The organism is Sphingobium boeckii, from assembly GCF_014199215.1.
Classification (GTDB): domain Bacteria; phylum Pseudomonadota; class Alphaproteobacteria; order Sphingomonadales; family Sphingomonadaceae; genus Sphingobium_A; species Sphingobium_A boeckii.
The window spans coordinates 153,705-166,885 of sequence record NZ_JACIJC010000005.1 but is presented as its reverse complement, the minus strand read 5'-3'; the positions used below and the strand labels follow the sequence as shown (position 1 = coordinate 166,885).

15 protein-coding genes and 1 riboswitch are annotated in these 13,181 nt (G+C 64.0%); of the genes, 7 read left to right on the top strand and 8 right to left on the bottom strand.

From position 1 onward, the window contains the following. The first annotated feature begins 33 nt into the window (after window positions 1-33). From FHS49_RS15350 to FHS49_RS15340, 3 genes are read left to right on the top strand one after another with little or no spacing between them, the layout of a single operon-like run. Window positions 34-348, top strand: coding sequence for an ArsR/SmtB family transcription factor (locus FHS49_RS15350; RefSeq protein WP_184020208.1), 315 nt, complete (start codon window positions 34-36; stop codon window positions 346-348). 4 nt (window positions 349-352) lie between these two features. Then, the gene (locus tag FHS49_RS15345) at window positions 353-868 is read left to right on the top strand and encodes a rhodanese-like domain-containing protein (protein ID WP_184020206.1); all 516 of its coding nucleotides are present in this window, start codon (window positions 353-355) and stop codon (window positions 866-868) included. A 7-nt stretch (window positions 869-875) separates the two neighbouring features. Continuing rightward, window positions 876-1,655, top strand: coding sequence for a sulfite exporter TauE/SafE family protein (locus tag FHS49_RS15340; protein ID WP_184020204.1), 780 nt, complete (start codon window positions 876-878; stop codon window positions 1,653-1,655). A 43-nt stretch (window positions 1,656-1,698) separates the two neighbouring features. Here the strand turns inward: FHS49_RS15340 and FHS49_RS15335 are convergent, their stop codons facing one another. Beyond that, window positions 1,699-2,331: a peptidylprolyl isomerase gene (locus FHS49_RS15335; RefSeq protein WP_184020202.1), complete on the bottom strand. Its 633-nt coding sequence runs from the start codon at window positions 2,329-2,331 to the stop codon at window positions 1,699-1,701. A 1-nt stretch (window position 2,332) separates the two neighbouring features. Next, window positions 2,333-3,859 (bottom strand): proline--tRNA ligase, encoded by a 1,527-nt coding sequence (gene proS, locus FHS49_RS15330; protein WP_184020200.1) that lies wholly within the window; start codon window positions 3,857-3,859, stop codon window positions 2,333-2,335. 99 nt (window positions 3,860-3,958) lie between these two features. On the opposite strand from proS, the gene FHS49_RS15325 reads away from it, so the two are divergent. The 4 genes from FHS49_RS15325 to FHS49_RS15310 all read left to right on the top strand — a co-directional run bounded on the left by FHS49_RS15325 (window position 3,959) and on the right by FHS49_RS15310 (window position 6,807). Beyond that, window positions 3,959-4,879 (top strand): DMT family transporter, encoded by a 921-nt coding sequence (locus FHS49_RS15325; RefSeq protein ID WP_184020198.1) that lies wholly within the window; start codon window positions 3,959-3,961, stop codon window positions 4,877-4,879. An 89-nt stretch (window positions 4,880-4,968) separates the two neighbouring features. Next, the gene (locus tag FHS49_RS15320) at window positions 4,969-5,895 is read left to right on the top strand and encodes an oxygenase MpaB family protein (protein ID WP_184020196.1); all 927 of its coding nucleotides are present in this window, start codon (window positions 4,969-4,971) and stop codon (window positions 5,893-5,895) included. Window positions 5,896-5,935: 40 nt separating this feature from the next. Further along, window positions 5,936-6,265, top strand: coding sequence for a YnfA family protein (locus FHS49_RS15315; RefSeq protein WP_184020194.1), 330 nt, complete (start codon window positions 5,936-5,938; stop codon window positions 6,263-6,265). Further along, window positions 6,262-6,807, top strand: coding sequence for a DNA-3-methyladenine glycosylase I (locus tag FHS49_RS15310; RefSeq protein WP_184020192.1), 546 nt, complete (start codon window positions 6,262-6,264; stop codon window positions 6,805-6,807). The genes FHS49_RS15315 and FHS49_RS15310 overlap by 4 nt, the downstream gene beginning before the upstream one ends. Before the next feature lie 13 nt (window positions 6,808-6,820). Here the strand turns inward: FHS49_RS15310 and FHS49_RS15305 are convergent, their stop codons facing one another. The 6 genes from FHS49_RS15305 to FHS49_RS15280 form a co-directional block, all read right to left on the bottom strand. Next, window positions 6,821-7,474: a DUF938 domain-containing protein gene (locus tag FHS49_RS15305; RefSeq protein ID WP_343052996.1), complete on the bottom strand. Its 654-nt coding sequence runs from the start codon at window positions 7,472-7,474 to the stop codon at window positions 6,821-6,823. Between the two features lie 8 nt (window positions 7,475-7,482). Continuing rightward, a complete protein-coding gene (gene gcvPB, locus FHS49_RS15300; protein WP_184020190.1) occupies window positions 7,483-9,135 on the bottom strand; it encodes an aminomethyl-transferring glycine dehydrogenase subunit GcvPB in 1,653 nt (550 codons plus the stop codon). Further along, window positions 9,132-10,490 (bottom strand): aminomethyl-transferring glycine dehydrogenase subunit GcvPA, encoded by a 1,359-nt coding sequence (gene gcvPA / locus FHS49_RS15295; RefSeq protein WP_184020188.1) that lies wholly within the window; start codon window positions 10,488-10,490, stop codon window positions 9,132-9,134. Before gcvPA ends, gcvPB begins: the two co-directional genes overlap by 4 nt. Window positions 10,491-10,579: 89 nt before the next feature. Continuing rightward, window positions 10,580-10,951: a glycine cleavage system protein GcvH gene (gene gcvH, locus FHS49_RS15290; RefSeq protein ID WP_184020186.1), complete on the bottom strand. Its 372-nt coding sequence runs from the start codon at window positions 10,949-10,951 to the stop codon at window positions 10,580-10,582. Beyond that, entirely contained in the window at window positions 10,948-12,099 is a 1,152-nt protein-coding gene (gcvT, locus tag FHS49_RS15285; RefSeq protein WP_184021146.1) for a glycine cleavage system aminomethyltransferase GcvT, read from the bottom strand. Before gcvT ends, gcvH begins: the two co-directional genes overlap by 4 nt. Before the next feature lie 171 nt (window positions 12,100-12,270). Then, window positions 12,271-12,368: riboswitch (glycine riboswitch) on the bottom strand. Between the two features lie 67 nt (window positions 12,369-12,435). Then, window positions 12,436-13,080 (bottom strand): hypothetical protein, encoded by a 645-nt coding sequence (locus FHS49_RS15280; protein ID WP_184020185.1) that lies wholly within the window; start codon window positions 13,078-13,080, stop codon window positions 12,436-12,438. Between the last annotated feature and the right edge of the window lie 101 nt (window positions 13,081-13,181).

Sequence of the window (13,181 nt, the reverse complement as noted above, 5' to 3'; positions counted from 1 at the left end):
TTCTACATTAGCAATATCTAATGGAGTGACAAGATGCTGAAACCACCGATGGACCTCGCGGCATTCGAGACAAAGGCCGGCTTGGTCGCGAATATGCTGAAGGCAATCGGCAATAGGCGGCGGCTGATGCTGCTTTGCAAGCTGGTCGAACATGGCGAAATGACGGTGAGTGACCTTGCCCGTGACGTGGGCTTGTCGCCATCGGCTTGCTCGCAGCACCTGGCGAAAATGCGCGACGAAGATCTTGTCGCCTTCCGACGCGAAAGCCAGACGCTCTGGTATCGGATCGCCGATCCACGGGTCGAGGCGCTGCTTGCAACCCTTTACGAACTTTACTGCAAGGACTGATGCGATGATCAAGACGCTCTCCCCGACCGAAACCCGCGCCGCGATCGACGCCGGCGCGCGACTGATCGACATTCGCGATGTTGACGAACATGCACGCGAGCGGATCGCCGGCGCGACCAGCCTGCCGCTCGCGCGCATCAGTGATCTCTCGCAAGAAAGCCGGCCGGTGATATTCCATTGCCGCTCCGGAATGCGGACGGCGACGAATGCGGCGCATCTGGCCAAGGCAGCGGGCGATGCCCCGGCCTATATCCTAGATGGCGGACTCGATGCCTGGCGGCGTGCGGGGCTTGCGACGGTCGCGGATCGCTCGCAGCCGATGGAGATCATGCGTCAGGTGCAGATCACTGCAGGCGCGCTGGTGCTGACAGGCGTGCTGCTCGGCCTGTTCGTCGCGCCAGGCTATTTCGCGCTGTCGGCGTTCGTCGGCGCTGGGCTGATGTTTGCCGGCGCGACGGGCTGGTTCGGCATGGCGAACCTGCTCCGGATCATGCCCTGGAATCGGCGCACGACGGCCTAAAGCGGCAATGGATACCATCACCATCCTGGCGGCCTTGGCGTCTGGCGGACTGATCGGCCTCGTTCTCGGTCTGGTCGGCGGGGGTGGATCGATCCTCGCGGTGCCGCTGCTGATCTACGTGGTGGGCGCGGCTTCGCCCCACGCAGCGATCGGAACCGCTGCGGTGGCAGTGACGGTCAATGCGTTTGCGAGCCTTGTCGGCCATGCCCGTGCCGGACGAGTCAAATGGCGCTGTGCGAGCGTGTTTGCAGGGGCTGGCGTGGTGGGCGCTGCGTTGGGCGCGGAAGTGGGCAAGGCGATCGACGGCAAGCGACTGATCCTTCTGTTCGGGCTGCTGATGATCGGTGTCGGCCTATCGATGCTCCGCAAGCGCCGCATGATGGAGATGCCGGACGTGCGGCTGACGCGCGACAGTGCGGCGGCTTTATTGCCACGGCTGGTGCCGATCGGGCTGGGCGTCGGTCTGGCCGCCGGCTTCTTCGGCATCGGCGGCGGGTTCCTGATCGTACCAGGGTTGATCCTGGCGACCGCAATGCCGCTGCCTTATGCGATCGGCACCTCGCTGATGGTGGTGAGCGCGCTGGGGCTGACGACCGCGTTTTCCTATGCCGCCTCGGGCCTGGTCGACTGGACCATAACGTCCGTATTGGTGGCAGGCGGTGTCGCGGGGACGATCGCCGGCATTGCGCTGGGCCGTGCCCTCAGCGCGCGAAAAGGAATGCTGGAGCGAGGTTTTGCGGGCGTCGTGCTGGCGGTGGGCGCTTATGTCGTCATGTCGTCCGTATGAGCCAAGCCGGCAACCGGCCGCACGGCAACACCCGCCAGCACCCCTAATTCGCCCGCCGCGCGGTCAGGATCTTGACCGGCGTAACAAGCATCTGCCCTTGCATCCCCGCTGCCGCGCCCGCGGTGGGCGAGGTGGGCTCGATCAGGATCTTGCGGATTACGTCCATCCCCTCGACCACGCGGCCAAAGACGGCATAGCCCAGATTGTCGCCGGGATTTTCGGGATGGGCGTCGAAGGACTCGATCCGGCCCACGGTGATGAAAAAATCGCCCGAAGCCGATCCGGGCGCGCCGCGCGCCATCGAGATCGCGCCGTCCACGTGCGAAAGGCCGGTCTTGCTAGTAGGCTCATGCGCGATGGCTTTGAGGACGCGTTTGGGATCGTTGGAGACGCCGCCCTGCACCAGCCCGAAATCACCGCCCTGATTGATAACACGGTAAAAGGTCACGCCATCCAGCCGCTTCTGATCGACATATCGCAGGAAATTGGCCGCGGTGATCGGCGCGCGTTCCTTCTCCACCTCGACCACGATCGCGCCCTGGCTGGTGGTCAGCGTCACCTTGACGGTCACGGGCCTGGGCGTCTCAGCGGCGGGGACGCCCTGCGGCGCATCGGTCTGCGCCATGGCGGGTGCGGCTAAGGCCAAAGCGAACAGGGCAAGATGCTTCAGCGACATATCAATAAGACCGCCCGATCAGGATCCGCTCCACCGCCGGCTCCCCGCTGAACACGCAGGTGCCGTCGGCCGGCGCGGCGGCGAGCGGGGTGTTGCGGATGGTGAGCTTCAGCTTCTTGAGCCGTTCGGCCACCGCCTCCAGCCCCGCGCCCGTGGGGCGGGACCATTGGACTTCCACCCAGCCGGGGAATTTTCCGCCCCTGGCGAAATGCTGTTCCAAGCCTGCGAAATCGGTCACGCCGCGCACGATATTGGCGTGCAGTCGTGCGGTCGCCTCGCCGTGCAGTGCATCCTGAATCTCCACCAGCAGCGCGGCGGCCTGGGCCACGAAATCGCCGCGCGACACCGCCGCGCCGGCCAGTTTTCCATTGGCGTCATACAGACGGTCGCGACGGATCAGGGAGACATTGCCCGCGGAGATGTCGCGCGGGCCGATCTCCACGATCAGCGGCGCGCCCTTCTTGACCCAGGTCCAGCGCTTGGCCTTGGCGGACTTTCCGTCCACCAGCGCACGGATCGGCTCGCCAAACGCGCTCAGCGCCTTGAGTTCTAGCGCCAGCGCCTTGCAATGATCGAGGATTGCCGCATCCTCGTCCGTATCGCGCAGCATCGGCACGATCACCACCTGATAGGGTGCGATCACCGGCGGCACGCGCAGCCCATCATCATCGCCATGGACCATGATCACGCCGCCGATCATGCGGGTGGAAACGCCCCAACTCGTGGTGTTCGCCAGTTCCTGTTCGCCCGCGCTGTTCTGAAAGCGGATATTCTGCGCCTTGGCGAAATTGGTGCCGAGGAAATGGCTGGTGCCCGCCTGCAGCGCCTTGCCATCCTGCATCATCGCTTCGATCGAATAGGTGGCGACGGCACCGGGGAAGCGTTCATTCTCCGGCTTTTCGCCGGCGACCACGGGCACGGCGAGGCACTCTTCCGAAAAGCGGCGATAGACCTCCAGCATCTTCAACGTCTCTTCGCGCGCTTCATCGGCCGAGGCGTGCGCGGTATGGCCTTCCTGCCACAGGAATTCGCTGGTGCGCAGGAACATCCGCGTGCGCATTTCCCAGCGCACCACATTCGCCCATTGGTTGATCAGCACGGGCAGATCGCGCCAGCTCTGTACCCAGCGGGCAAAAGCCGTACCGATCACCGTTTCCGACGTGGGGCGCACCACCAGCGGCTCTTCCAGCTTCGATTCGGGATCGGGGACGAGCTTGCCATTACCGTCCGCCTTCAGCCGATGATGCGTGACGACCGCCATCTCCTTGGCGAACCCCTCCACATGCTCGGCTTCCTTCTCGAAATAAGAGAGCGGGATGAAGATCGGGAAATAGCAATTCTCATGTCCCGTCGCCTTGATCTCGGCGTCGAGCAATTTCTGGATGCGTTCCCAGATGCCATAGCCCCAGGGCCGGATCACCATGCAGCCGCGCACCCCCGATTCCTCGGCCAGATCGGCCTCCGAAATCACAGCCTGATACCAGGCGGCGAAATCCTGTTCGCGGGTGATGTTGAGCGCGTGTTTCAAGGGGAGCCACTTTCCATTGGGTCGAACGAATTCGGATTTTGATCGCGTCGCCTTAAACCACGGGATGTATTTTTGAAGCAAAACCTTCCAAAGCGCCCCATGCCGTCAGCCCCCTCCCCCCGCGTCGAACGCCGTTTCTATGCGCTCGGCCTTCGCCTGCTCGCGATATTCTGCCTCGCGAGCATGGGGGCGCTGATCAAGCTGGCCTCGGCGCGCGGCGTGCATCTGGTGGAAATCATGTTCTTCCGCCAATTACTCGCGGTGCCGGTGGTGCTGTTGTGGGTGCTGCTCGGTCCGGGCATCCTCTCGCTCAAAACCCGCCGTCTGCCGCGGCATATCACGCGCACTATCTTCGGCATGATCGGCATGACCTTCAATTTCGGGGCGGTGGTGCTCCTCCCGCTGGCGGAGGCGACGACGCTGCAATTCACCGTGCCGATCTTCGCCACGATCCTCTCCGTTCTGATCCTGAAGGAAGTGGCGGGGATCCACCGCTGGGGTGCGGTGATCCTGGGATTCATCGGCGTGCTGATCGTGGTGCAGCCCGGCCATGGGCATTTCCCGCTTTATGCGGGTCTGGTGGGGCTGATGGCGGCATTCATGGTCGCGGTGATCAGCATCCAGTTGCGCGAACTGGGCAAGACCGAAACCGCGCCGACCACGGTCTTCTGGTTTTCGCTCCTGTCCGTGCCCGTATTCGGCACCGCCTATCTCTTTTTCGCGCAAGCGCATGACACGGCAAGCTGGGCGCTGCTCGCGGGCATCGGGACCGTCGGCGGGCTCGGGCAGATGGCGCTCACCGCTGCGCTGCGCTGGGCACCCGTCTCGGTGGTGGTGCCGATGGATTATTCGAGCCTGATCTGGGCCACGCTTTATGGCTATGTGCTGTTCAGCGTGCTGCCTGGCACGAGCACCTGGCTGGGCGCGCCGCTCATCATCGCCAGCGGGCTTTACATCGTGTGGCGTGAACACCGGCTATCCCGCCAGAATACAGCGACGATCACGGCCGCAGCGGATTAGCGCCTGATCGAGGCGCACGGCGTTCCATCAAATCAGGTCTTTGCACCCATCTGACGCGCTCAAGCATTGATGCAGCGGAGGATATGCCAATGTTTCAATCCACAGGTGCCCTGGCACTGCCCAATCCGCTGCAACGCCGCATGGACAGCATGGCGCACGCCTTTCTGCAGCCCGCGGCCGGGCCGGTCGTTGATTTTGCTGGACCGCGCGGCGAAAATGCGCTGATTGCGGCCGAATCCGTCTCCTGGCGCGTGTTCAAGAATCCGGTTTCGCTGTTCATCGGCGGCATCGCCGCCGTGTTGCTCGAACTTGCCGAACCGCGCGTGCGCGATGGCGTGTGGCAGCATAGCAATTTCCGCACTGATGCGCTCGCCCGGCTTCAGCGCACGGGTCTGGCTGCGATGGTCACGGTCTATGGCCCACGCAGCAAGGCGGAAACGATGATCGCCCGTGTGGTCAGCGCGCACGGCCGGGTGACAGGTCACACCAGCGGCGGCATCGCCTATGATGCCAATGATCCCGAACTGCTCGATTGGGTGCAGGCCACCGCGAGCTATGGCTTTATGGAGGCCTATCACGGCTTCGTCCGCCCGCTGAATCTGGCAGACCGCAATGCCATGCTGGAGGAAGGATATGCCGCCGCACGGCTTTACGGTGCAATTGGTGCGCCGCGATCGCAGGTGGCGCTGGATACGCTGTTTGCGGGGATGGAGCGCAAGCTGGTCGGATCGCCGATCATAGCGGAATTTCTGGATATCATGGCCCATGTGCCCGCCTTTCCGGCGGTCGCGCGTCCGATGCAGCGGATGCTGATCCGCGCCGCCATCGATATCCTGCCAGGCTGGCTGCGCGAGCGGCTCGATCTGGGCGCGGACTGGTCTCTGAAACCCGGCGAACGCGCGCTGGTCCGTGCTGTGGCACGCTCCAGCGAACGGCTGATGCTGCGCGAATCCCCCGCGATCCAGTCCTGCCGTCGCCTTGGACTGCCGGACGATTATCTCTATCGACCGCACTGACGGGCTTGCGCCCCGCCGCGCGTCGCGGCACTCCGGCGCGATGACCACCGCCTTCGTCTATAGCGCCGCTGCCTTTGCGGAGATCGCCGGCTGCTTCGCCTTCTGGGCCTGGCTGAAGCTGGGCAAATCCGCTTGGTGGCTGGTGCCAGGAATTGCGGCGTTGATCCTGTTCGCCTGGCTGCTCACGCGCGTGGACACCGCCGCCGCGGGACGCGCCTTTGCAGCCTATGGCGGGGTTTATATCGCGGCCTCGCTGGTGTGGTTGTGGCGGATCGAGGGCGTGCGGCCCGATCGCTGGGATCTGGCGGGCGCGGCGCTTTGCCTGGCGGGCGCGGGTGTCATCCTGCTGGCACCAAGGAGCTTGGCATGAACACGCGCTGCGCCTGGGCCGACAATGACGTGCTGATGCGCGCCTATCACGATGCCGAATGGGGCGTGGAAGAGCGGGATGGTGGTGCGCTCTGGGAAAAATTGATGCTCGATGGCTTTCAGGCAGGGCTTTCATGGCTGATCATCCTGCGCAAGCGCGCCGCGTTTCGCGCCGCCTTTGCCGATTTCGATCCGGTGAAGGTCGCTGCCTTCGGGCCGGAGGATGTGGAGCGGCTGATGGGCGACGCCGGGATCGTGCGCGCCCGCGCCAAGATCGAGGCGACGATCGGCAATGCGCGCGCCTATCTGGCGATGCAGGACTCGGGCGAGGATTTCGCGGATTTCGTCTGGGGCATGGCGGGCGGCCAGCCGATCATCGGCGACGGCGTGACCTTCCCGACCAGGAGCGATCTGTCCGAAGCGATGTCCAAGGCGCTCAAGAAGCGCGGTTTCAAATTCGTCGGACCAGTGATCGTCTATGCCTGGATGCAGGCGGTGGGGATCGTGAACGATCACAGCGCGGACTGTTTTCGGCGGCGATGACGTCCGTTGCGGCTCAGTCCCTCCGCCTATCTTCCCGCCGAAACGCCACCGACAGATTGTTCGCGGCCATCTCCTCGACCTGATCAAGCCGAAGCCCCTGCCCCGCCGCCAGCATGGTGACATCCTCCAGCGCACGGATGCCCCATTCCGCATCGCGACTCTTGAGCGAGACATCGAACGCCAGATTGCTCTCCGCCGTTTCCACGCCCGCGCGGATGAACGGTCCATAGAGATAGAGCACGCCGCCCGGCGACAGCAATCGTGCCGCGCCTGCGATCAACCCCTCGGTCGCCGCCCAGGGGCTGATGTGGATCATGTTGATGCACAATATCGCATCGGCCCGTGCGATCGGCCAATCCGGGGCGGCAGCGTCCAGATCGATCGGCGGGCGGATATGGGCGAGCCCCGATTCAGCCGTCCATGCCGCGATCGAGCGCCGCGCTTCCGCATCCGGATCGCTCGGCTGCCAGTCCAGCTTGGGAAAGGCGTGCGCGAAATGGACGATATGCTCCCCGCTCCCGCTCGCTATCTCCAGCACGAGGCCGGTTTCGGGGAGTATTCCGCGCAACACGTCCACGATCGCATCGCGATTGCGCAGCGTGGCGGGCGCATATTTCTTCGCCTCCGGCCCGGCCTCGGCCACGAACCAGGGCTCTGATCCGGTCACGCCTCCATTTACTCCGCGGCCTCGGCCACGACCGGCTCTTTCCACACCAGCACTGGCTTTCTGGCGGCCAGGGTCTCGTCGAGCCGGCGACGCGGCGCAAAATGCGGCGCGGATTTGAGCGCAGCGTCGCCCGCTTTGGCCCGTTCCGCCACCGAACGCAGCGCGCCGATGAACTGATCAAGCGCAGCCTTGCTCTCGGTCTCGGTCGGCTCCACCAGCATCGCGCCATGGACGACCAGCGGGAAATAGACCGTCATCGGATGATAGCCTTCGTCGATCAGCCCCTTGGCGATATCCAGCGTGCTGAACCCTTCGGCCAGGCCATCATCGGCGAACAGCGCTTCGTGCATACAAGGGCCGCTGGCACCGAAGGGCGCATCCAGCACGCCGTCCAGGCTCCGCAAGATATAATTGGCATTGAGCACTGCATCCTCGGCCACCTGACGCAAGCCATCCGCGCCATGGCTCATGATATAAGCGAGCGCGCGGGTGAACATGCCCATCTGACCATGGAACGCCGTCATCCGCCCGAAATTCTGCGCATGATGCTCGCCCGCGGTCTCCTCCTCCACCAGCACATAGCCGGCGTCGGTCTTTTCGACGAAGGGCAGCGGCGCAAAAGGTGCAAGCGCGGCGGAAAAGACCACCGGGCCGGAGCCGGGACCGCCGCCGCCATGCGGGGTGGAAAAGGTCTTGTGCAGATTGATGTGCATCGCGTCGATACCGAGATCGCCAGGCCGCACGCGACCGACGATGGCATTGAAATTCGCGCCATCGCAATAGACCAGCGCGCCCGCTGCATGGACCACATCCGAAATCGCCTTCATGTCGCGCTCGAACAGGCCGCAGGTGTTGGGATTGGTGATCATCACCGCCGCCACATCCGGACCCAGCCGCGCCGTCAGCGCCGCCAGATCGACGCGTCCTTCGGCGGTCGCGGGGATATTCTCCACGCCATAGCCGCAGAAAGCCGCGGTCGCCGGATTGGTGCCATGCGCGCTTTCGGGGACGAGGATCACCGAACGCGCGTCCCCGCGGGCTTCCAGCGCAGAGCGGATCGCGAGCAGGCCGCAGAGTTCGCCATGCGCGCCGGCCTTGGGACTCATCGCCACCGCTGGCATCCCGGTGAGCGTCTTGAGCCAATGCGCGAGTTCGTGAATCACGCCGAGCGCGCCCTGCACGGTGTCCATCGTCTGCAAAGGATGCAGATCGGCGAAACCGGGCATCCGTGCCACCTTTTCATTGAGGCGCGGATTATGCTTCATCGTGCAGGAGCCGAGCGGAAACAGGCCGAGGTCGATCGCGTAATTCTGGCGGCTGAGGCGCGTATAATGGCGCACCGTTTCGGGTTCGGACAGGCCGGGCAGACCGAAGGACGCGGTGCGTTCGAGTCCACCGAGCCTGTTAGCCCTCTCCCCTTCAGGGGAGAGGGTTGGGAGAGGGGCATTTTCGTCACCTGCACTTGCGCCGACTTCCCCTCTCCCCGGCCCTCTCCCCTGAAGGGGAGAGGGAGAAAAATCGACGCCCGTGGTCCGGGTGTCGCCAATCTCGAAGATCAGCGCCTCTTCCAGCATCAGTGCGCGATTGCCGGTGTAGGTGGCGGCGGCGGGCGCTTGGGTGTCGCCGATCGCGGGCTTCCATCCGCTCTGGTTGATGCTCATGCCAGCGCCTCCTTCAGGCCAGCGGCCAGCGCCGCGATATCCTCCGATGTGGTCGTCTCGGTCACCGCGACGATCAGCCCGTGCGCCAGCGCGTCCGCCCCCGGATAGAGCCGCCCCAGTGACACGCCGGCCAATATGCCGCGCTCCGCCAGATCGCGGACCACCGGACGCGCTTCCTTGGAGAGCTTGAGCGTAAATTCGTTGAAGAAGCTGTCATTGACCAGTTCGACCCCAGGCACCGCCGCCAGCGTCTCCGCCGCCTGCACCGCCAATCCATGATTGAGCATCGCCAGATCGCGCAGGCCGCGCTCGCCGAGCAGGGTCATGTGGATCGAGAAGGCCAGCGCGCACAGCCCAGAATTGGTGCAGATATTGGACGTCGCCTTCTCGCGGCGGATATGCTGCTCGCGCGTGGAGAGAGTCAAAACGAAACCGCGCTTGCCTTCCGCATCCACGGTCTCGCCGCAAAGGCGGCCGGGCATCTGGCGCACGAAGCGTTCCTGGCAAGCGAACAGACCGACATAGGGTCCGCCGAATTGCAGGCCGACGCCGATCGACTGGCCTTCGCCCACCACGATATCCGCGCCCATGTCGCCCGGTGCCTTCAACGCACCCAAAGCGACGGGTTCGGTGACGACCGCGATTAGCAGCGCGCCATGTTCATGCGCCCGCGCCGCGATGGCGGACAGATCGGCGATGCGGCCGAGGATATCGGGATATTGCACCACCACGCAGGATGTATCGCGATCGATCGCCTCCAGCAGCGCCTCCGCATCGGTTTCTGCGGACAGCGTGGGCAATGCGGTCTGCAGCGCGTCGCCGGTGAATTTGGCCATGGTCTCCGCCACCGACACATAATGCGGATGCAGACCCGATGACAGCAAAGCCTTGCCGCGCTTAGTTACGCGCCGTGCCATCACGATCGCCTCCCAGCAGGCGGTCGATCCGTCATACATGGAGGCGTTGGCCACGTCGCAGCCATAGAGCCGCGCGACCTGCGTCTGGAATTCGAACAGCATCTGCAACGTGCCCTGCGCGATTTCCGGCTGATAAGGCGTGTAGGCGGTCAGGAATTCGCCGCGCTGGATCAGATGATCGACCGATGCGGGCACATGATGCTTATACGCTCCCGCCCCCAGGAAGAAGGGCGCTTCCCCCGCCGACAGATTCTGCCGGGCGAGCTTGGCCATATGCCGCTCGACCGCCATTTCGCTGGCGTGGTTCGGCAAACCCGCGATCGGGCCGGACAGGCGCGCGGCTTCGGGCACGTCCACGAACAGATCGTCGATCGAGGAGGCACCGATCCGCGCGAGCATGGCAGCGCGGTCTTCGTTGGTGAGGGGGAGATATCGCATTCAAAAATCCGTTCGTGTCGAGCGAAGTCGAGACACCCGGCCGCAGTACGTCCCTCGACTTCGCTCGGGACAAACGGCTTTTTCTCTGGCTAAAGCTTACTGACAAAAGCCTGATAAGCGCTTTCGTCCATCAGCCCTTCCAGCTCTTCCGCATCGCTCAGCGTCAGCTTGAAGAACCAGCCATCCTCTTCCGGGGATGTGTTCACCAGCGCGGGCTCATCGGCCAGATCGGAATTGCCTTCCAATACCGTGCCGGAGACCGGCGCGTAGATATCCGAAGCGGCCTTCACCGATTCAACCACTGCGGCGTCATCGCCCTTGGCGAGTTCCTTGCCCTCCTCGGGCACTTCGACGAACACGATGTCGCCCAATTGCTCCTGCGCATATTCGGTGATGCCGACCGTGCCGACTTCGCCGTCAACATCGATCCATTCGTGATCTTCGGTGAAATAACGGCTCATTTCGCAGCTCCTTTGCGATGATAGCGATGGGGAATAAAAGGCATGGACGCGACCGTGACCGGCACGCGTTTGCCGCGCACCTCGGCTTCCAGCGCGGTGCCGGCAATGGCAAGATTGACGGTGACATAGCCCATGGCGATCGGCGCGTTCACGCTGGGCGCAAAGCCGCCCGAGGTCACCGTGCCAACCAGTGCATCGCCCTGATACAGTTTCGCGCCCTCGCGCACGGGCATACGCCCGGCGACCGTCAGCCCCACGCGCTTCGAGGGCGCACCTTCGGCCAATTGGTGCAGGATCGTCTCAGCGCCATGGAAGCCGCCTTCCGCGCGGCGGCGCTTCTGGATCGCGAAGGTGAGATCGGCGATCACGGGATTGGCGTTCTCATCCAGATCATGACCGTAAAGCGGCAGCCCCGCCTCCAGCCGCAGCGAATCCCGCGCGCCAAGCCCGATCGGCTTCACCTCGGGCTGGGCGGCAATCGCCTCTACCAACGCCACCACGGCATCGGCGGGCACTGAAATCTCGAAACCATCCTCGCCGGTATAGCCCGAACGGCTGATCCAGAGCGGTGTCTCATGCCAGGCGAAACCGGCCGCCTGCATGAAGAACAAGGCCTCCACCCCCGGCACGATCCGCGCCAGCGCGTCCACCGCTTTCGGCCCCTGCAGCGCGATCAGCGCCTGATCCTCCAGGAAATTGATGGTCACCGCATCGGGCAACTCATCCCGGAAGGTGCCGATATCGTCATATTTGGTCGCGCCGTTCACGACCATGTAAAGATCGTCCGCACGCCGGGTGATCATGAGATCGTCGAGGATGCCCCCCTCCTCGTTCAGCAGCAGCGAATAGCGCATCTGACCGGCCTTGAGCGCCTGGATCTCGCCGGGCAGCATCACCTCCAGCGCTTGCGCCGCGCCTTCGCCGGTGAACAGCACCTGCCCCATGTGGCTCACATCGAACAGGCCCGCCTGTTCGCGCGTCCACAGATGCTCGGCCATGATCCCTTCATATTGGATCGGCATGGCATAGCCCGCGAAGGCCACCATGCGTGCGCCGCGCGCGCGGTGCCACGCATCGAGCGGCAACGGTGCCTCGGTGTCGATCACCTCATCTTCGATTTCAGCGTTTTCGCTCGGGACTTCGCTCATCATGGGCACTCCGGACAATCATGGCAGACAGCAAGACGCGGCGCATCGACGCACCCTGCCTCACTGCCCCCTCTGTCACGGAACCTGAGAGCTTTCATGCCGCGCCTGAGCGCCTGCACTTACCCCTTCGGCGGCTCCAGCTTGATGCCGGAACTCTTTCCAGAGTGTCACTCGGTTCGCGCGGTCCTTTGGCCTGAGAGATTCCGGGGCGGTTGCTCCTTCGGCGGATCGATGGGCAAGCCCGTCAAACACTCTCCCGCGCGATCCCCGGCGGTTGCCCGCCGATGACCCGCCCAGCCTTGGGCGGGCAGGTGATTCGAGTCAATCCGGCTTTATTCAGCGCGTCGCGTTATATTGGAGCTGATCCGATGTGAGCTGGAAGCCGATCAGCAATTCGAAACTCGCGCGGCTGACCGCTTCCTTCACCGCGGGCAGCGCCAGCGGATCGATCGCCGCGTCCGCATCTCCGGGCTTGCGCTTCTTGGTGATCTGTTTCTGGATGTCGTCGGGCAAGGTGGCGGCGGCGCGGTTCACGACCGAACTGGCCGATCCGCTGACCGATGCGCGCGCCTGGCCATCGGCGAAATCAAGCGTGATTCGGCCGAGCCTTTTGGCGATGACGGCGCGGCCGCCGCGGATCACGGTGGAGAAATAGGGCAAGGTCACCTGACGTGCGCCGCTGGTGTTGCGGCGTGTCGCCAATACGTCGAACGTGGCGTTGGTCACCACATCTGCGCCGGTATCACCGCTGCAGGTGGAACGCAGATTGGTAATGGATGCGACCACGTCGATCGCGCTGGCCGCGCGGCTCGTGACGGGATCGAACACCGTGATATCACCGGTATATTGTGGGATGCCGACCGCGGGACAGGCCGTGCGCGTGACCGTGATGCCACCGGTGGCGTCGATATCCCCATCCTTGGCGCAGCCTGCAAGCAGGGCGATGAGGGAGCAGACGATAAGCGGCTTGAAACGATGCACAGGCGAAATCCTCGAAACTTTGCAAATTCGGTGAATATTCCGGTAAGAGGTTGTCGGGATAATAGGAAGCGGCTTTCGCGCAAGCAAGCAATCGCGTAAAG

Coding starts and splice junctions, on each gene's coding strand:
- FHS49_RS15350 (WP_184020208.1), top strand. CDS start 34: ATGCTGAAACCACCGATGGACCTCGCGGCATTCGAGACAAAGGCCGGC.
- FHS49_RS15345 (WP_184020206.1), top strand. CDS start 353: ATGATCAAGACGCTCTCCCCGACCGAAACCCGCGCCGCGATCGACGCC.
- FHS49_RS15340 (WP_184020204.1), top strand. CDS start 876: ATGGATACCATCACCATCCTGGCGGCCTTGGCGTCTGGCGGACTGATC.
- FHS49_RS15335 (WP_184020202.1), bottom strand. CDS start 2,331: ATGTCGCTGAAGCATCTTGCCCTGTTCGCTTTGGCCTTAGCCGCACCC.
- FHS49_RS15325 (WP_184020198.1), top strand. CDS start 3,959: ATGCCGTCAGCCCCCTCCCCCCGCGTCGAACGCCGTTTCTATGCGCTC.
- FHS49_RS15320 (WP_184020196.1), top strand. CDS start 4,969: ATGTTTCAATCCACAGGTGCCCTGGCACTGCCCAATCCGCTGCAACGC.
- FHS49_RS15315 (WP_184020194.1), top strand. CDS start 5,936: ATGACCACCGCCTTCGTCTATAGCGCCGCTGCCTTTGCGGAGATCGCC.
- FHS49_RS15310 (WP_184020192.1), top strand. CDS start 6,262: ATGAACACGCGCTGCGCCTGGGCCGACAATGACGTGCTGATGCGCGCC.
- gcvPB (WP_184020190.1), bottom strand. CDS start 9,135: ATGAGCATCAACCAGAGCGGATGGAAGCCCGCGATCGGCGACACCCAA.
- gcvPA (WP_184020188.1), bottom strand. CDS start 10,490: ATGCGATATCTCCCCCTCACCAACGAAGACCGCGCTGCCATGCTCGCG.
- gcvH (WP_184020186.1), bottom strand. CDS start 10,951: ATGAGCCGTTATTTCACCGAAGATCACGAATGGATCGATGTTGACGGC.
- gcvT (WP_184021146.1), bottom strand. CDS start 12,099: ATGAGCGAAGTCCCGAGCGAAAACGCTGAAATCGAAGATGAGGTGATC.